Source organism: Streptomyces sp. NPDC058008 (assembly GCF_042886395.1).
In the GTDB taxonomy this organism is placed as follows: domain Bacteria; phylum Actinomycetota; class Actinomycetes; order Streptomycetales; family Streptomycetaceae; genus Streptomyces.
Genome location: NZ_JBHVQX010000014.1, coordinates 77,127 through 94,718 on the forward strand (window position 1 = coordinate 77,127; position 17,592 = coordinate 94,718).

Below are 17,592 nucleotides of genomic sequence, written 5' to 3' on the forward strand. Positions count from 1 at the left end.
CCTCCCCATGACCACCGCGTCCCCCGCCCCGGGCACACCGTCCGTAGCCGTCCTCGGTACCGGGATCATGGGATCCGGGATGGCCCGCAGCCTGCTCAGGGCCGGGCTGCCCGTCCGGGCCTGGAACCGCACCCGGTCCAGGGCCGAGCCGCTGGCCGCCCACGGCGCCACCGTGACGGACACCGCCGCGGAAGCGGTCGGCGGGGCCGACGTCGTCCTCACCGCCCTGAACGACGGCCCGTCCGTGGCGGAGACCCTCACCGCGGCGGCCCCCGGCCTGCGCCCCGGGCAGATCTGGCTGCAGAGCTCGACCGTCGGCCTCGACGCCACGGCCGCCCTCGCCGCCCTCGCCGCCGAACAGGGACTCGTCTACCTCGACGCCCCGGTATCCGGCACGAAGCAGCCCGCCGAGCAGGGAGCGCTCACGGTGTTCGTCTCCGGTCCCTCCGCCGCCCGGGAGACCGTACGCCCCGTCCTGGACGCCATCGGACAGCGCACCGTGTGGACCGGGGACGAACCGGGCACGGCCACCCGCCTCAAGCTCGTTGCCAACACCTGGGTGATCAACCTGGTCAACGGCGTGGCCGAATGCCTCAACCTCGCCGAGGGGCTCGGCCTCGACCCGCGGCTCTTCCTGGACGCGATGAAGGGCGGCGCACTGGACACCCCGTACCTCCACGGCAAGGCGGCGGCGGTGCTCTCCGGCGACCTCAGCCCGAGCTTCGCGCTCTCCACCGCCCTCAAGGACACGCGGCTGATCCTGGAGGCGGCCGAGGCGTCCGGGGTGACGCTCGACCTGATCGCCGCCTCCGCCGAGCGGTTCACCCGGGCGGAGGCGGCCGGACACGGCGGCCAGGACATGATCGCCACGTACTACGCGGGCCGCCCCGAGTAGGACCACGGTCACCGGGTGCCGCACCACGGCGTCGAAGGGTCAGCCACGGCGGGCCGTGCCCGGACGTCGTCGGCCCGCCGTGGCCCGAGCGGTCCGCCGCCCCCGGCGGGCGGTGACGCCCGGCCCGCGCTCCCCGGGGGCGAACCGGTCGGCGGTCGGCGGACCCGGGCCCGGTGCGCGAACGGTTCCGGCGGCAGTGGTTCCACCGTCACCCGCGAGGGACCGCCTCCCCCGGGAGGGGGACGCGGCGGCCCGCCCCGGCGGGTCACGAGGGCCGGCCCCGCCCGGCCTCGTACCGCCGCGGACCTACCGCCGCGGACCCGTCGGCCGGAGCCGCGTCCGGTCGTACCCGGCTCCGGACCCCGGTACGGAGTCCACGGGAGCTCCCGGGGAGGAGTCCGGCGGCGACGCCCCGGGCTCAGGGGGTTTCGCGAGCGGGCGGCAGCAACTCCCCCAGGAGAGCCCCCACCTGCTCGGTCTCGATGAGGAACCCGTCGTGGCCGTAGGGGGATTCGATCAGGCGCGGGGCGTCGGCGCCGGGCAGCAGCGCCGCCGTCCGGGCCTGCTGCGCCGGGGGATACAGCCGGTCGGAGTCGATGCCGGCGATCAGGGCCGGCATGTCCGCCCGGCGCAGCGCCCGCGCGACACCCCCGCGTCCCCGTCCCACGTCATGGGCGTTCATCGCCTCGGTGAGCACCACGTAGCTGCCCGCGTCGAACCGGCGCACCAGCTTGGCCGCGTGGTGGTCGAGATACGACTCCACCTCGTAACGCCCGCCCTGCGACGGCAGTTCGCCCGGCTGCGCCCGCCGGCCGAACCGCGCGCCCAGCTCGGCCTCGCTGCGGTACGTCACCTGGGCGATCCGCCGGGCCAGGCCGAGCCCCTGGTGCGGGCCCGAGCCGGGCGGGGCGTCGTGGTAGCAGCCGCCCCGCCAGTTCGGGTCGCCGCGGATCGCGGCGATCTGCGTGCTGCCCCAGGCGATCTGTTCCGCCGAGGACGCGGCGGGCGCGGCGAGCACCAGCAGCGATCCGGTCCGGCCGGGGTGGCCCACCGCCCATTCGAGGGCCCGCATGCCGCCCATCGAACCGCCGATCACCGAGGCCCACCGGCCGATCCCCAGGACGTCGGCGAGCCGGACCTCGGCCGCCACCTGGTCACGGACCGTCAGGTACGGGAAGGCGCCGCCCCAGACCGCCCCGCCGGGCCGCCGGGACGACGGGCCGGTGCTGCCCTGGCAGCCGCCCAGTACGTTCGGTGCGACCACGAACCAGCGGTCGGTGTCCAGGGCCCGGCCCGGGCCGATCACCGCGTCCCACCAGCCGGCCGACGGGTGCCCGGGCCCGGCGGGACCCGCCGCGTGGCTGTCACCGGTCAGCGCGTGCAGGACCAGTACGGCGTTCGAGCCGTCCGGTGCGAGCCGGCCCCAGGTCTCGTACGCCAGCCGCACGTCGGCCAGCCGTACGCCGGACTCGAGCCCGAGCGGGCCGTCGAGGACCGCCCACGAACGCCGGCCCGGCGGGTCCCCCTCCCGCAGGCCTCCCGCGGCCGGAGGGAGGGGGAGCGCGGCGGCCCGGGTCAGGACGCCGCCTTAGCGGCGCGGAACCCGGCCTCCAGATCCGCCTTCAGGTCGTCCACGTTCTCCAGGCCCACGGAGAGCCGCACCAGCCCCGCGGTGGCGCCCGTCGCGGCGAGCTCCTCCTCGGTGAGCTGGCTGTGCGTCGTGGACGCCGGGTGGATGATCAGGCTCCGCACGTCACCGATGTTGGCGAGGTGGCTGAACAGTTCGACGGCGTCCACGAACCGCTTGCCCGCCTCCACCCCGTCCCGCAGCTCGAAGGCGAGCACGGCCCCGGCACCGCGCGGCAGGTACCGCCGGCCGGTCTCGTACCAGGGACTCGATTCCAGGCCGGCGTAGTGCACCGCCGACACCTCGTCGCGCGCCTCAAGCCAGCGGGCGAGTTCCAGCGCGTTGGAGGTGTGCCGCTCCAGACGCAGGCTCAGCGTCTCCACACCCTGGAGGAGAAGGAACGCCGAGTGCGGGGAGAGGGCGGGCCCGAGATCGCGCAGCAGCTGGACCCGCAGCTTCGCGGCGAAGGCTCCGTGCCCGAGGTCCGGCCAGTACCGCAGGCCGTGGTAGCTGGGGTCGGGGGCGTGGAAGTCCGCGAAGCGCTCCGCGTGCGCGCCGAAGTCGAAGGTGCCGCCGTCCACGACGACGCCGCCGATCGTGGTCCCGTGACCGCCGAGGAACTTCGTCGCGGAGTGGATCACGATGTCCGCTCCGTGCTCCAGCGGCCGCAGGAGGTAGGGCGTGGGCACCGTGTTGTCGACGACGAGCGGAACCCCCGCCTCGTGCGCCACGTCCGCCACGGCCCGGATGTCGAGCACGTCGCCCCGCGGATTGCCGAGCGTCTCCGCGAACAGGGCCTTGGTGCCCGGCCGTACGGCTGCACGCCAGGCCTCGATGTCGTCGGGGTCCTCCACGAACGAGACCTCGATGCCGAACCGGGGCAGCGTGTGCCGGAACAGGTTGTACGTACCGCCGTAGAGGGAGGCCGAGGAGACGATGTGGTCCCCCGCGCCCGCCAGCGTCAGGAGCGCGAGCGTCTCGGCCGCCTGGCCCGAGGCCAGCGCGACGGCGGCGATCCCGCCTTCGAGCGCGGCCACGCGCTGTTCCAGGACGTCCTGCGTGGGGTTGTGGATCCGGGTGTAGATGTTGCCGGGTTCGGCCAGCGAGAAGAGATCGGCCGCGTGCCGGGTGTCCTTGAAGACGAAGGACGTGGACTGGTAGATCGGCACGGCCCGGGCACCGGTCGTCGGATCGGGGACCGCGCCGGAGTGGATCTGCTTCGTCTCGAAGGACCAGGCGGCCCCGGCGTCCTGCCGGTCGTGGTCCTCGGGCGTGTGTCCCGCGGTGACGGAGTCGACGGGCTGGCTCATGGCATACCTCGCACGGTCGTTCGGGGATGTCCGCGCGGGCACGGTGGCGACGCGGCGGCGTACTGGTTACGGACCGTAGAGGCCGCCCGCGCCGGGACGGAAGCGGGTCGCGCCGGTGGCCACGAAGCTGCAATGCCGCCGCAACAGACACGCCGGGCCGGCCCCGCGGTGCGCGGAGCCGGCCCGGCGTCGGCCGTGGGTCAGTCCTGGGTGAGCATCCCGTCGCGCAGCTTGTGGAGGATGCGGCTGAGCAGGCGTGAGACGTGCATCTGCGAGATGCCGAGCTCCTCGCCGATCTGAGCCTGCGTCATCTCCTGGCCGAACCGCATGTCGATGATGCGGCGCTCGCGCGGCTCCAGCTCGCCGAGCAGAGGGGCGAGCGTGTGGAGGTTCTCGACCGTCTCCATCGCCGGGTCGGACTCGCCCAGCACGTCCGCGTAGGTGCGCCCGCCCGTCGCGCGGCCGACCGGTGCCGTCGCGTCGGCCGGCACGTCGAGCGAGCCGGCCGTGTAGCCGTTGGCCGCGACGATGCCCTCGGAGATCTCCTCCTCATCGAGACCGAGGTGTTCGGCCAGTTCCCGTACCGTGGGGTCCCGGTCGAGACCGGCGGCCAGCGTCTCCTTCGCCTTGGCCAGGTCCACCCGCAACTCCTGGAGTCTCCGCGGCACATGGACGGACCAGGTGGTGTCCCGGAAGAAGCGCTTGATCTCGCCGACGATGTAGGGCATGGCGAACGACGTGAACTCGACCTCACGGGACAGGTCGAAGCGGTCGATGGCCTTGATCAGGCCGATGGTGCCGACCTGGACGATGTCCTCCATGTCGCCGCTGCCCCGGTTGCGGAAGCGCCCGGCGGCGAACCGGACGAGCGACAGATTCATCTCGATGAGGGTGTTCCGGGCGTACTGGTGATCCGGGGTGCCCTCGTCGGCCGTCCGCAGACGGTCGAGGAACAGCTTCGACAGCCTCCGCGCGTCCTGCGGGGCGATCAGCCCGGCGTCCTCGATCCAGGGGAGTCCGCCGTAGACATCTGCTCGTTCCGCACCGGCGGTCTGTGCAGTGTGCACGGTCATCCCGTCACGCTCCTCAGATGGTGGGCCGTGAGGTGAGGGCGCCTTCCCGATGGGCGGCAACTCATGCATGGATGGGCTGATTTGAGCCATACGAGTGCCGGGATTGGCCGGAAATGGTGCCGACTGCCCTTCGGGGGACGCGGAAGGGGAGTCCCGAGCGCGCGGGAGCACACAGAACCGCCCCACCGGTACGGGGGAGCCCGGTGGGGCGGCCGTATCCAGGGTGCCACAGGCCACGGTCCGTTGGGGGCGTATCCCGCGCAGTGGCGCACTATTCGACCGGACCGGCCGTCGCGCACGCCTCGGACCGCCATGGACGACGGGACGGTCGGCGGTACGCGGCCCCGCGCCGCCGACGGTCCGGTCCGGTCCTGGGCCGCCGACGGTCCGGTCTGGTCCTGGGCCGCCGGCCGCCTCGACCGGCCGCGCGCCGGCGAGTGCCCCGAGCGGTCGCGCACCCGGCGAACGCTCCGGCCCATCCCACGCCGCCGACGGTCCTGGCCGGGCCTGGGCAGCCGGCCGCCTCGACCGGTCGCGCGCCGACGGGTGCCCCGAGCGGTCCCGCACTCGGCGAACACTCCGGCCGGTCCCGTACCGCCGACCACCTGGACCGGTCCTGGACCACTGACCGCCCGACCGGCCGCGCGCCGACGGGTGCCCTGAGCGGTCGCGCACCCGGCGACTGCTCTGGCGGGTCCTGTAACACCGATCGCCTGATCCGGTCCTGGGCCGCCGGCCGCCTCGACCGGCCGCACGTCGGCGAGTGCCCCGAGCGGTCTCGCACTCGGCGAACACTCCGGCCGGTCCCATACCGCCGACCGCCTGGACCGGTCCTGGACCACTGAGCGCCCGACCGGTCCTGGACCCGGGCCGCCGGTCGCACCGCTCGTCCGCAGGCCCCGCGTCCGCAGGCCCCGCGTCCGCACCCCCCGCGTCCGCATGCTCCGACATCCTCACCTCCCGCCCGGGACGCCGGACCACGTCACGCACGATGCGCCCGCCCGCAAGGGCCGGCACCGGTCGGCACGAGGGCCGGGCGCCGCCGTGGACGCCGCCCGCGGATGCCCGTTCGCTGACCCCCGTCGCTGACCTGTGGGTCCTCCGCCCACCCTCACCCGTGGGGTCCCGGCCCGCCCCGGCGGGCGTCCCTTGATTGCGTGCTCGTGAACAGACGGGCGGTCCGGGAATAGGCGCGGGGCGGACCGGCCTTCCATCCCTGTCGCAGGACGTCCGATACCGACCGGAGTGAGAGAGTCCATGCCCGAGGCCACACCCCTGCCCACGAACCCGTCCGCCCCGCGGGCCGCATCTTCCACCGGGCCGCGGGTGCCCGGTCCCGGCGGGGGACCCGGAGCGCCCCACCCGCTGGACAACCCCGCCCGTGCCTCGCTGACCGGCCCGCACGCCCACTTCGCCGAGCGGCGCGGACGTGTCCTGCGCTACCGCCCCGACGTCACCCCCTGGCTCGCCCTGCCGGACCTGCCCGACGCCCGGGACTGGGCCGACGTCGCCGCGCTCGCGGGCCCCGGCGCCTCCGTCACCCTCACCGCCTTCCGCGAGCCGCCGCCCGCCGACTGGGAGATCGTCTTCCAGGCCGAGGGTGTACAGCTGGTGGACGCCGGCGTGGACGCGGCCCCCGACCCCGAAGCCGTACTCCTCGGCCCGGACGACGTGCCGGAGATGCTGGACCTGGTCGCGCGCACCCGTCCCGGCCCCTTCCTCCCGCGTACCGTGGAACTCGGCACCTACCTCGGCATCCGGCGCTCCGGGGCCCTCGTCGCGATGGCGGGGGAGCGGCTGCACCCGCCCGGCTGGACCGAGATCAGCGGGGTCTGCACCGACGATTCCGTACGGGGGCAGGGGCTCGCGTCGCGCCTCGTCAGGGCGGTGGCCCACGGGATCAGGGAACGGGGCGAGACACCGTTCCTGCACGCCGCCGCGTCGAACACCTCCGCTATCCGGCTCTACGAAGCCCTCGGCTTCACGCTGCGCCGCAGGACCGCCTTCCTCTCCGCGCTCGTCCCGGCGGACACGGCGGGCGCCGACACCAGGACCCAGGGCCGGGGGACGGGTAGCTTGGAACACGTGGGGAGCTAGGGACGAACAGGCGGGAGGCGTGCCGTGGTCCTGGGACTCCGGCGCCCGTCGGCGGCGCGCGAGGCGTCCGCGCCATGGGCGGACGCGGAGGAGACGACGGCGGGCGACGCCAGGATCGGAAGCCTGGCCCTCGCGCTGTGGCTGTTCCTGCTGACCGCCGGGGTCGTCCTCCTGGACGTCTTCACCGGTGACGACCTCCCGGTCATACCGCTCCTGGTCGTGCTTCCCGCGCTGGCGTCGGTCTTCTGTACGATCCGCCAGACCACCGCGGTGGCGGTATGGGTCACCCTGGTGGTCAGCGCGACCCGTTTCACCTCGACCGGTTCCTTCTGGGACGTCGTCTTCCTCATAGGGTTCACGGCCCTGGCGAGCTCCCTGGGGGTCTTCGCCTGTGCCGCGCGCATCCGGCACGCCACGGAGGTGGCGAGACTGCGCTCGGCGGCCGTGGCGCTCCAGCGCCAGATCCTGCGCCCGCTCCCCATCGTCACGAGACAGCTCTGCGCCCACGGCCTCTACGAGCCCATCGAGGAGGACCGCTTCGTCGGCGGTGACATCTACGAGGTCGTGCAGTCCCCGTACGGGACCCGCGTGATCATCGGTGACGTGCAGGGCAAGGGCCTGCCCGCGATCGGCGTCGGTTTCGCGGCGCTCGGCGCGTTCAGGGAGGCGGCCGTCCGGGAACCCGAGCTGACGTCGGTGGCCGACGCCGTCGAGGACGCCGTCGCCCGGCACAATGCCTTCTCCGCCGAGACGGGTGAGACCGAACGGTTCGTGACGGCCCTGGTCCTGGGGTTCGAGGACGGCGACCGGGTGCAGGTCGTCAACTGCGGGCACCTTCCTCCGCGGCTGCTCCACGACGGGGCCGCTTCGGTGATCAACCTGCACCGGACGTCCGTACCGCTGGGCATGGCGGATCTCGGCGGGGAGGCGCGCGCCGCGGAGTGGGTCGGCTTCCCCTCGGACGCGGCCCTGCTCGTCTTCACCGACGGCGTCACCGAGGCGCGCGACGCGACGGGTGTCTTCTACCCCTTCGACGAGCGGCTCGGCCGATGGGTGGGCCGCGAGCCGGACCAGGTCCTGAACGCGCTCCAGACCGATCTGCAGACATTCTCCGGCGGGGTACGACGTGACGACGTGGCCGTCCTCGTCCTGAGCAGACCACCCGACGGGGAGAAGGCGGATCCCCTCCCCGGCGACACCGCGCCGGACCGGCCCGAGGGGCATCGGGCCTAAGTACCGGGTGCACCACCCTTGACGCATACATGCCTCTCAGGAACGCTCATGGGAGCGCTCCCGCGCTGATGTCTGGGGGCGCTTCCGTATGTTCGCCGCCACAGAGGATGGACACCCATGCGTACCGGAGCGACCCTGTTACGAGCCCTTCCGTTCGCCTGCGCGGCAGCTCTGCTGCTGACCGTCCAGGCGGTCGCGGCCGGCCCCGCCGACACGGCGCGGGGCGACGCGGCCACCGCACGGGGCACCCGCCTCTACGTTCCCGCCGCGAACCCCGGGGCGTACAGCCAGTCCCTCGACCTCCTGCGCGACGGCCGGCTGCGTGACGCCGCGGGCATCCTGGCCATGGCCCGCACACCGCACGCGGTCTGGTTCGGCGACCAGAGCCCGTCCGTGGTCGAGAAGGAGGCCGCGCGGATCGTCCGGGAGGCGGGCCGGCAGGACGCCGTCCCGGTCATCGCCCTCTACAACGTCCCGGGCCGGGACTGCGCCAACTACTCCGGCGGGGGAGCCTCCACGACGGCGGAGTACCGGGCGTGGATCGACGCCGTCGCCCGGGGGATCGGCCGCCACGACGCGCTGGTCGTCCTGGAGCCAGACTCCCTGGCCCTGCTCCCCGCCGACTGCGGGCAGGACGACGCCGAGGGCACGAAGACCGAGGCCCGCTACACCGAGGTGAACTACGCGGTCGACACCCTGGAACCGCTCGCCCGCACCAAGGTCTACCTCGACACCGGGCACCAGGGCTGGCACTCGGTCAACAGCATCGTGCCCCGCCTCCTGGAGGGCGGCGTGGAGCGCGCCACCGGCTTCTTCACCAACGCCTCCAACTACCACACCGAGGACGCCAACACCTGGTACGGCACCCTCATCTCGTCGTGCCTCGCCTACGCGGACAAGGGCGGTGACAGCGCCGACTGCCCCAACCAGTACTGGCCCCGTACGGACGCCCAGGCCTGGCTGGACACCCATGTGGACACCGACCCCGCCCAGATGAAGCACTTCGTCACCGACTCCAGCCGCAACGGCCGGGGCACCTGGACCGCGCCCGCGGGCAAATACACCGACCCGCAGGAATGGTGCAACCCGCCGGGCCGCGGCCTGGGCGCCCGCCCCACCACCCGCACCGGCGACCCGCTCCACGACGCCCGCCTGTGGATCAAAATCCCGGGGGAGTCGGACGGGCTCTGCCTGCGCGGGACGGAGGGGCCCGAGGATCCGGAGCGCGGGACCGTGGATCCTGCCGCGGGTTCCTGGTTCCCTCAACAGGCACTGGAACTGGTCAGGTCCGCCGAGCCCCCGCTGTTCTGACGGAGCCGGGGCGGAGCCGGAACGCGGGAACCGGCTCCGCCCCGTCCGCGCGCTGATCCCGGCCCGCCTGCACGCCTCCGGCCGGCCTTCAGCTCCCGCGTCTCGCCACCGTGCGGCCCGGACGGCGCCAACCCAACCCGTGCGGCGGACGGCCGCGTGTGACCTGTGTGTGCACCGGCGGACGTCCGTGCGTGACTCGTATGTTCACGGGTGGACGGCTGCGTGTGACTCGTATGTTCACGGGTGGACGGCTGCGTGTGACCCGTGTGTTCACCGGTGGACGGCCGCGTGGGACCCCGTGTGCTCACCTGCGGCCGTCCACCGCTTCCTCTTCCCGGCAGCACCGACGGGGACCACCTCGGCCCGCGTCGCCGCCGCCCCCGGCCCGTGCCGGCGGGCCGGAGGCGAGGCCCGCCCCTCTCCGTGGCGGGCCTCGCCTGTCCCCGCGTCCCCGCGTCCCCGCGTCCCCGTGTCCCCGGGGTCGTGGCCGGTGACGGGCCTCCTCCGGCGGGCGGCCCCTCGGGAAAGGCCGGGCGCTCCCGGGGCGGCGTGGCTACACTCACCGCCATGGGTTCGTATGCGTACTACTTCTTTCTCTGACGCGCTGACAGGACGCCGCCACGCGACGTTGAACGTCGCCGCGTGACCTGCGGGTCACACCTGTGCCGCTGTCCTCCCCGTCGTCCGGTACCCCGGTCCCGTGGCGCGCTCGCGTCCATGACGCCTCCGCGCGTGCCGTCGAGGACCCGTCACCTCAGGGAAAGAACCCATGTCTCTTCAGCGCGCCCGTGCCCAACTGACCGTGAACGGCGTCTCCAAGGCGTACGGCGACCGTTCCGTCCTCGACCAGGTGTCGTTCACCGTCCGCCCCGGGGAGAAGGCGGGTGTCATCGGTGAGAACGGCTCCGGGAAGTCCACCCTGCTCCGACTGCTGGCCGGGGCGGAGGTCCCGGACAGCGGTGATCTCACCGTCAGCTTCCCCGGCCGCACCGGCCATCTCGCCCAGACCCTCACCCTCGACCTCCGCTGCACGGTCCAGGACGCCGTCGACGCGGCCCTCGTGGAACTCCGCACCCTGGAACACCTGATCCGCGAGGCGGAGGAGGAACTGTCCGCCGGGGACCCCACCGACGCCCGGCTCGCCGCCTACGGGGATCTGCTGGCGGCGTACGAGGAGCGCGACGGTTACCGGGCCGACGCCAGGACCGACGCCGCACTGCACGGCCTGGGGCTCGGCGGGCTCGCCCGGGACCGCGTGCTCGGCACACTGTCGGGCGGTGAGCGGTCCCGGCTGGCGCTGGCCTGCGTACTGGCCGCAGCCCCGGAACTCCTGCTCCTCGACGAGCCCACCAACCACCTCGACGACGCGGCCGTCAGCTGGCTGGAGGGCCATCTCCGCGCACACCGGGGCACCCTGGTGACCGTCACCCACGACCGGGCGTTCCTGGAACGCGTCACCACCGTGATCCTGGAGGTCGACCGCGACCTGCGAAGCGTCACCCGCTACGGGGACGGCTGGGACGGCTACCGCGCGGCGAAGGCCGCCGCGCGCCGTCTGTGGACGCGGCAACACCAGGAATGGCTGGACGGCCTGGCCCGCACCGAGGAACTCGCCGCCGCGGCCGGACAGCGCCTGGCGGGGACGGGCAAGGACCCGGGGCAGGGCTTCGGCAAGCACCGCAGGTCGCACGAGGCCAAGCTGTCGGGCCAGGTCAGGGCGGCCAGGACCCGGCTGGAGGCACTGCGCCGCTCGCCCGTCCCCGCCCCTCCCGAACCGCTGCGCCTCACCGTCGACCTCGGCGTCGCCCGCGCGGGGGACACCGAGGCGCAGGACGGCGCTCCCGTCGCCGAACTGGACTCGGTCCTCGTCGGCGGGCGGCTCGACCTGCCCTCCCTGAGCGTCGGGCGGGGCCGCCGACTCCTCGTCACCGGGCCCAACGGGGCCGGTAAGACCACGCTCCTGCGGGTCCTGGCCGGTGACCTCGCGCCGGACGCCGGCACGGTCCGCAGGCGGGGCGCGATCGGCTACCTCCCGCAGGAGCTCCCCGTCCGGCCCACCCGCCGCACCCTGCTCGCCACCTTCGCCGCGGGCCGGCCCGGCCTCCCCGACGCGTACGAGGAGGAACTGCTGGCGCTCGGCCTGTTCCGCCCGGACGACCTGGGCGTACCCGTGGCCGCCCTCTCCATCGGCCAGCAGCGCAGACTCGCCCTCGCGCGGCTGGTGACCCGTCCGGCGGACCTGCTGGTCCTGGACGAGCCGACGAACCACATCGCGCTCGGCCTGGCCGAGGAACTGGAGGTGGCGCTCGACCGGTACGAGGGAGCCGTGGTGGTCGTCTCGCACGACCGGAGCTTCCGCCGCCGCTTCACCGGCGAACGCCTCGCACTGCGGGCGGGCCGCGTCGTGACGGAGACCTACGCCTCCGAGGGGGCCCGCCCCTCCCGTACGTAGGCCCGCAACCGCTCGACGAACACCCGCTGGCCCGCCACCAGCCGTTCCAGGGCCAGGTCCGGTGCGCACCACGCGAACCGGTCCATCTCCGGGAACTCGCGCAGCACACCGGACCCCCTCGGCCACTCCATGGTGAAGCTGCCCGGGACCGCGCCGCCGGGGTCGATGCCGCCCTCCACCGCCCAGACGGTCACGGTCTTGCCACCGGACTGACGTGTCTCGCCCAGCGGCACCCACGCGCCGTCGGGGAGGGGGAGTCCGACCTCCTCCTCGAACTCCCGGCGCGCGGCGGCGGCCGGCCCCTCGGCGGCGTCGTACTCGCCCTTGGGGACGGACCAGGCGGCCTTCTCACGACGGGCCCAGAACGGTCCGCCCATGTGGCCGATCAGCACCTCCGCGTCGGGCCCGCCGTCCTCGCCCTCGACGACCCGGAAGAGCAGGATCCCCGCACTGCGCCTGACTGTCGACATGTCGTCAAGTGTGGGGGCGGGGCGTTCGGGGGGCCAACGGTCCCGCATGCCGGAGCGACACACGGGTGAGCGCCGCACGGCGTCCGGGAGCCCGAGGACGCGTCCGGGAAGCGGCCCAGGAGCACCGGCGGTGCGGGACCGGCACCCGCACCGCCGGGGTCACTCCTTCGCCGCGCACCGTTACGCCCGATGTCCCCGTTGCCCTCTGGTGCCGCCCACCGAGCCCGGCCATGCTGTCCGCCGACAGCGCTTTCCGCGCGCGATCCGCTTCGTACCAGGAGGATCTGTGGGCCTTGGCACTCTTCGCGGCACCCGGCGGCCACTCGTGCTGCTGGCCACCGTGGCGGCGGTGGCTGTCGCGGCCGTCGCACCCGCGGCGGCCGACTCGACTCCGGACCCCCGCCCCCACACCAGCGCCGAGATCCTCAGACCCGTCGCCCCGCCGGCCGCCGTCGGCCCCTCCGGCGGAGCGAGATCCGTCGTGGACGGCGACGGCATCGAGACCGCCCGTGCCTCCCGTCCCGTGGCGCCGGGCGTCCGCCTGAGTTCGTACGACCGTCTCGAGTCCGACAAGTGGCTGCGCGTCGACAGCCTCTCCGTCGACCTGGACGGCAGCGGGGTACGCGCCGACTACCTCTCCTCGGGCAGGGTCGGCGACCGGCGCACGGTCTCCGAGCTCGCCGCCGGGCACGACCCTGGGCGCGGCAGGCGCACCGTCGCCGCCCTCAACGCCGACTTCTTCGACATCAACCAGACCGGAGCGCCGCTGGGCCCGGGGATCAAGGACGGGCTGACGGTCCACTCCCCGGCCCCGGGTGCCCACCGCGCGGTGGGCATCGGTCCGGGGAACGCGGGCCGTGTCCTCGAGCTGTACTTCGAGGGCACGTTGACCCTCCCCTCGGGCACGCGCCCGCTGGCCGCCTACAACGCCGCCGATGTGCCGGCCCAGGGAGTGGGTGCCTACACGTCGGCCTGGGCCGGCGCCGACCGCGCGCTGACCGTCGACGGCGCGCGGCCCGTCACCGAGGTCGCCGTGCGCGACGGCAGGGTCGCCTCCGTGTCGGACAGCCCCGGGTCGGGGCCGGTGCCCGAGGGCACCGTGGTACTCGTGGGCCGGGAGGCGGGAGCCGGCCCGCTGGCCGCCCTGGAACCCGGAGACCCGGTCGGCATCGAGTACCGCGCCCGTACGGACGGCGGGGACGTCCCGCGCACGGCCGTGGGCGGCCGGGAACTGCTCGTCGTCGACGGCACGGCCCAGGACCACAGCGGTGAGAGCAACGACACCGCCGCGCCGCGCACCGCCGTCGGGTTCTCCAGGGACGGCCGGACCATGCAGGTCGTCACCGTCGACGGCCGCCAGACCGACAGCGGTGGCGTCACCCTCACCGAACTGGGCGAGATGATGCGCCGGGCCGGCTCGTACAGCGCCCTGAACCTCGACGGCGGAGGCTCCTCGACCCTGGTCGCACGCGAGCCGGGCAGCGACGCGCTCCGGGTCGAGAACAGCCCGTCGGACGGCAGCGAGCGCACCGTCGCCAACGGCCTCGCCCTGACCGCCCCCGACGGCAGCGGGCGGCTCGAAGGGTTCTGGGTCGAGACCCGTACGCCGCCCGGAGCGGCCCCCGGCGACGACCCGGTCGGCGGCGGTCACCCCGAGCGGGTCTTCCCCGGCCTGACCCGGCAGCTCACCGCCGCCGGGTACGACGAGACGTACGGTCCCGCGGCGGGCGCTCCGCGCTGGCGCACCGTCAGCCCGGCGGTCGGCAGCGTCGACGCCCGGGGCACGTTCACCGCACGCGGCGGCGGGACGACCGACGTCCGGGCGGAACGCGCCGGAGCACACGGCGAAACCCCGATCACCGTCCTCGACCGGCTGGACCGCATCCGGTCCACCACCCCGCGCGTCGGACTGGCGGACCGGGAGGCCACCGGCGGCTTCGGCATCGTCGGGTCCGACGCCCACGGCGCGAGCGCCCCCGTCGAGCCCGACGACCTCACCCTGGAGTACGACCACGCACTGTTCGCCGTCGAGGACGACGGCCGAGGGTCCTTCACCGTCAGGTCCCTGACCGGGTCCGGGGCCGGGCGGATCAAAGCCACGGTGGCGGGCGTCAGCACCACCCTCGCCGTGAGCGTCGGTCTCACCGAACGGACCGTGTCGGACTTCGAGGACGCCGGCTCCTGGACCTTCAGCCAGGCCCGCGCCGCCGGCTCGCTGGCCGCGACGCCGGACGGGCACAGCGGCACCGGCCTCCGCCTCACCTACGACTTCACCCGCTCGACGGCGACGCGCGCCGCCTACGCCGCCCCACCGCGACCCCTCGTCGTGGAGGGACGGCCGCAGGCGTACACCCTGTGGATCAAGGGGGACGGGAACGGCGCCTGGCCCACCCTGCACCTGAAGGACGCGGCGGGATCCGACCAGTTGCTGCGGGGGCCGTACCTCACGTGGACCGGCTGGCGCCAGGTCACCTTCGCCGTGCCGCCGGGCGCGGCGATGCCGCTGTCCGTGTACCGCTTCTACCTCGCGGAGACGGCAGCCGCCCGGCAGTACACCGGCGAGATCGTCGTCGACGGCCTCACCGCCCAGGTACCGCCCGCCGTCGAGCTGCCCGAACAGCCCAGGGCCGCCGACCCGCTGATCGGCACCGCGGCGGTCACCGAGGGCCGGGACTGGCGGTTCGCGGTCATGTCGGACGCCCAGTTCGTCGCGCGCGACCCCGACAGCGCCATCGTCCGGCAGGCCCGCCGGACCCTGCGCGAGATCCGGGCGGCCCGGCCCGACTTCCTGGTCGTCAACGGTGACCTCGTCGACGAGGGATCACCCGCCGACCTCGCCTTCGCCCGGCGGATCCTCGACGAGGAGCTGGGCGACGCGCTGCCCTGGTACTACGTGCCGGGCAACCACGAGGTGATGGGCGGGACGATCGACGACTTCGTCGCGGAGTTCGGCCCGGCCCGGCGGACGTTCGACCACAAGGGCACCCGGGTCATCACGCTCGACACATCGGCCCTCAGCCTGCGCGGCGGCGGGTTCGCCCAGATCCGGGAGCTGCGCGCCCAGCTGGACGCGGCGGCGAAGGACCGTTCCGTGGGCTCCGTGATGCTGATCGAACACGTTCCGCCCCGCGACCCCACCGTGCAGAAGGGGAGCCAGCTCACCGACCGCAAGGAGGCCGCGCTCGTCGAACAGTGGCTCGCCTCCTTCCGCCGTGCGACGGGCAAGGGCGCGGCCCTCGTCGCCAGCCACGTCGGGGTCTTCGACGCCTCGCGCGTGGACGGAGTGCCGTACCTGGTGAACGGGAACTCGGGCAAGGCACCGGCCGGGCCCGCGGACGAGGGCGGGTTCACCGGATGGTCCCTGATCGGCGCCGACCGCGTCACGCCCGGCGAACAGGCGGCCGCCCGCCGTCAGCCCTGGCGGGGAGGACCCGACTGGGTCTCCGCCCAGACCCGCGCCCATGTCGACGCGCTGGCCCTGGACGCCCCTCCGGTGCTCGTCCCGGGGGAGCGCACGCTGGTCCACGCGTACGTCACCCAGGGCACGCGGACCGTCCCCGCCGCCCACCCGCTGAGCGCGGACTGGACCGGCTCACCCAACGTGCGCATCGGCAGGACGGAGCACGCCCGCGCACGCCACGTCGCGACGCTGGATCCCGCCACGGGCGCCCTCACCGCGCTCAGGCCCGGCACCGCCACGCTCGCGGTGACCGTCAACGGCGTCACGCGTGAGGTACGGATCCGGATCGCGGCCGGGGCGGCGGCACCCGCCGCCTGACGCGGGGCCGCGTCCCGCACCCCGTCCCCCGGGGAGCGGGGCGACGGTCCCGGACCGAGCCCGGGTGCCCCCGCGACCACCGGGGTGCACCCGGCCCCCTCGGGGACGCGGCTACCGTCCCGGTCCGGGCCGCGCCCCGGCGCGGACGTCCTGATGACCCACAGGCACCCGGGCCCGGTCCGGGCCGTGGTTCCGGCCCCGGCACCTTCTCCGCGCCCCCGGGGAGGAGCCGCCCGGGGCCGGGGACCGGGCCGGGTGAACGCGTGGACGGCCCTCACCCGGCCGCCCTTCCCGACGAAGGCACCGGCCGGAGCGCTCAGACCTTCCGGTAGCCGTACGCGTCCGTGGCCGCCGCCTCCACGGCATCCAGATCGCCGCCCGTCGAGGCCGTCACCAGCGCGGCGACCGCACCCTCCACGAACGGGGCGTCCACCAGCCGGGCCCCCTCGGGCAGTTCGTCGCCCTCCGCCAGCATGGACTTCACCGTGAGCACCGCGCTCCCGAGATCCACCAGCAGGGCGACCCCGGCGCCCCTGTCCACCGCCCTCGCCGCGTCCCCGATCAGGTCCGAACTCGTCCCCAGCCCGCCGGCCGAGGTGCCCCCGGCCGCCGCCACCGGGGCGGTCGCCCCGCCGGCCGCCAGCTCCCTGGCCAGCTCGGCGACGGCCTCCGCCACCGGCCCGCTGTGCGAGACCAGTACGATCCCGACCTGCTTCTCCTCGCTCATGCCTCCCCTTCCCCGCTCACATCCGAAGCCTCCGCGAGCGCCCCGACCAGCAGGGCCGCCGAGGCGGCCCCCGGATCCTCGTGCCCGATGCTGCGCTCGCCGAGATAACTGGCCCTGCCCTTGCGCGCCCGGAGCGGCACGGTCGCCAGGGCCCCCGCCAGCGCCGCGTCCCGTGCCTCCTTGAACGAGGTGCCCAGCACCTCGACGGCCGGGAGCAGCGCGTCGAGCATCGTCTTGTCGCCCGCCTGCGCCCCGCCGAGCTGTGCCACCGCGGCGACACCCGCCCCCAGGGCCTCGGCCAGCTGATCCGGGGTCACCTCCGGTGCGTCGCCCAGGGTCTTCCCTGCACGGCGCAGCAGGGTCCCGTACAACGGCCCGGACGCCCCGCCGACCGTCGAGATGAGATGCCGGCCGGCCAGCGTCAGCACGGCGCCCGGCGTCGTGGGCGCCTCCTCCCCGAGGACCTCGACCACGGCGGTGAAACCGCGCCGCATGTTGCTCCCGTGATCGGCGTCCCCGATCGCGGCGTCGAGCTCGGTCAGCCGGTCCGCCTCACGGTCGACGGCAGCAGCGGTGGCGGCCATCCAGCGACGGAAGAAATCGGTGTCGAGCACAAGAT

The 17,592-nt window shown here is 74.5% G+C and carries 12 protein-coding genes; 6 read left to right on the forward strand and 6 right to left on the reverse strand.

Annotated features, from left to right (window positions below):
* Window positions 1–7: 7 nt before the first annotated feature.
* Window positions 8–895, forward strand: a complete 888-nt coding sequence (locus tag ACFVS9_RS16180) for an NAD(P)-dependent oxidoreductase (protein ID WP_389932745.1) — start codon at window positions 8–10, stop codon at window positions 893–895.
* Window positions 896–1,313: 418 nt separating this feature from the next.
* On the opposite strand, the gene ACFVS9_RS16185 is transcribed toward ACFVS9_RS16180, so the two are convergent.
* The 3 genes from ACFVS9_RS16185 to ACFVS9_RS16195 all read right to left on the reverse strand — a co-directional run bounded on the left by ACFVS9_RS16185 (window position 1,314) and on the right by ACFVS9_RS16195 (window position 4,905).
* On the reverse strand, window positions 1,314–2,474 hold the full coding sequence (locus ACFVS9_RS16185) for a homoserine O-acetyltransferase (protein WP_389932933.1): 1,161 nt from the start codon (window positions 2,472–2,474) through the stop codon (window positions 1,314–1,316).
* A complete protein-coding gene (locus ACFVS9_RS16190; protein WP_383113008.1) occupies window positions 2,471–3,832 on the reverse strand; it encodes a bifunctional o-acetylhomoserine/o-acetylserine sulfhydrylase in 1,362 nt (453 codons plus the stop codon). The genes ACFVS9_RS16185 and ACFVS9_RS16190 overlap by 4 nt, the downstream gene beginning before the upstream one ends.
* Window positions 3,833–4,032: 200 nt before the next feature.
* Window positions 4,033–4,905 carry an RNA polymerase sigma factor SigF gene (locus ACFVS9_RS16195; RefSeq protein WP_389932748.1) on the reverse strand — a complete coding sequence of 291 codons (873 nt, stop codon included), beginning with the start codon at window positions 4,903–4,905 and terminating at the stop codon, window positions 4,033–4,035.
* A gap of 1,257 nt (window positions 4,906–6,162) precedes the next feature.
* On the opposite strand from ACFVS9_RS16195, the gene ACFVS9_RS16200 reads away from it, so the two are divergent.
* From ACFVS9_RS16200 to abc-f, 4 genes are all read left to right on the forward strand, one after another.
* A complete protein-coding gene (locus tag ACFVS9_RS16200) occupies window positions 6,163–7,002 on the forward strand; it encodes a GNAT family N-acetyltransferase (RefSeq protein ID WP_389932751.1) in 840 nt (279 codons plus the stop codon).
* A 24-nt stretch (window positions 7,003–7,026) separates the two neighbouring features.
* Entirely contained in the window at window positions 7,027–8,235 is a 1,209-nt protein-coding gene (locus ACFVS9_RS16205) for a PP2C family protein-serine/threonine phosphatase (protein WP_389932754.1), read from the forward strand.
* A 117-nt stretch (window positions 8,236–8,352) separates the two neighbouring features.
* Window positions 8,353–9,546, forward strand: coding sequence for a glycoside hydrolase family 6 protein (locus ACFVS9_RS16210; RefSeq protein WP_389932757.1), 1,194 nt, complete (start codon window positions 8,353–8,355; stop codon window positions 9,544–9,546).
* 769 nt (window positions 9,547–10,315) lie between these two features.
* Window positions 10,316–11,998: a ribosomal protection-like ABC-F family protein gene (abc-f, locus tag ACFVS9_RS16215; protein ID WP_389932760.1), complete on the forward strand. Its 1,683-nt coding sequence runs from the start codon at window positions 10,316–10,318 to the stop codon at window positions 11,996–11,998.
* On the opposite strand, the gene ACFVS9_RS16220 is transcribed toward abc-f, so the two are convergent.
* Window positions 11,962–12,468, reverse strand: a complete 507-nt coding sequence (locus ACFVS9_RS16220) for an NUDIX domain-containing protein (RefSeq protein WP_389932763.1) — start codon at window positions 12,466–12,468, stop codon at window positions 11,962–11,964. The genes abc-f and ACFVS9_RS16220 overlap by 37 nt on opposite strands.
* Before the next feature lie 286 nt (window positions 12,469–12,754).
* Here ACFVS9_RS16220 and ACFVS9_RS16225 point away from each other — a divergent pair, with 286 nt between their 5' ends.
* Window positions 12,755–16,246: a phosphodiester glycosidase family protein gene (locus ACFVS9_RS16225; protein ID WP_389932766.1), complete on the forward strand. Its 3,492-nt coding sequence runs from the start codon at window positions 12,755–12,757 to the stop codon at window positions 16,244–16,246.
* Between the two features lie 316 nt (window positions 16,247–16,562).
* On the opposite strand, the gene ACFVS9_RS16230 is transcribed toward ACFVS9_RS16225, so the two are convergent.
* On the reverse strand, window positions 16,563–16,973 hold the full coding sequence (locus ACFVS9_RS16230) for a PTS-dependent dihydroxyacetone kinase phosphotransferase subunit DhaM (RefSeq protein WP_383113016.1): 411 nt from the start codon (window positions 16,971–16,973) through the stop codon (window positions 16,563–16,565).
* On the reverse strand, window positions 16,970–17,587 hold the full coding sequence (dhaL, locus tag ACFVS9_RS16235; protein WP_383113017.1) for a dihydroxyacetone kinase subunit DhaL: 618 nt from the start codon (window positions 17,585–17,587) through the stop codon (window positions 16,970–16,972). Before dhaL ends, ACFVS9_RS16230 begins: the two co-directional genes overlap by 4 nt.
* Window positions 17,588–17,592: the final 5 nt, after the last annotated feature.

Excerpts from the sequence above, each read along its gene's own strand:
- ACFVS9_RS16195 (WP_389932748.1), bottom strand. The coding sequence starts at position 4,905 with ATGACCGTGCACACTGCACAGACCGCCGGTGCGGAACGAGCAGATGTC.
- ACFVS9_RS16220 (WP_389932763.1), bottom strand. The coding sequence starts at position 12,468 with ATGTCGACAGTCAGGCGCAGTGCGGGGATCCTGCTCTTCCGGGTCGTC.
- ACFVS9_RS16180 (WP_389932745.1), top strand. The coding sequence starts at position 8 with ATGACCACCGCGTCCCCCGCCCCGGGCACACCGTCCGTAGCCGTCCTC.
- ACFVS9_RS16200 (WP_389932751.1), top strand. The coding sequence starts at position 6,163 with ATGCCCGAGGCCACACCCCTGCCCACGAACCCGTCCGCCCCGCGGGCC.
- ACFVS9_RS16190 (WP_383113008.1), bottom strand. The coding sequence starts at position 3,832 with ATGAGCCAGCCCGTCGACTCCGTCACCGCGGGACACACGCCCGAGGAC.
- ACFVS9_RS16210 (WP_389932757.1), top strand. The coding sequence starts at position 8,353 with ATGCGTACCGGAGCGACCCTGTTACGAGCCCTTCCGTTCGCCTGCGCG.
- abc-f (WP_389932760.1), top strand. The coding sequence starts at position 10,316 with ATGTCTCTTCAGCGCGCCCGTGCCCAACTGACCGTGAACGGCGTCTCC.
- ACFVS9_RS16230 (WP_383113016.1), bottom strand. The coding sequence starts at position 16,973 with ATGAGCGAGGAGAAGCAGGTCGGGATCGTACTGGTCTCGCACAGCGGG.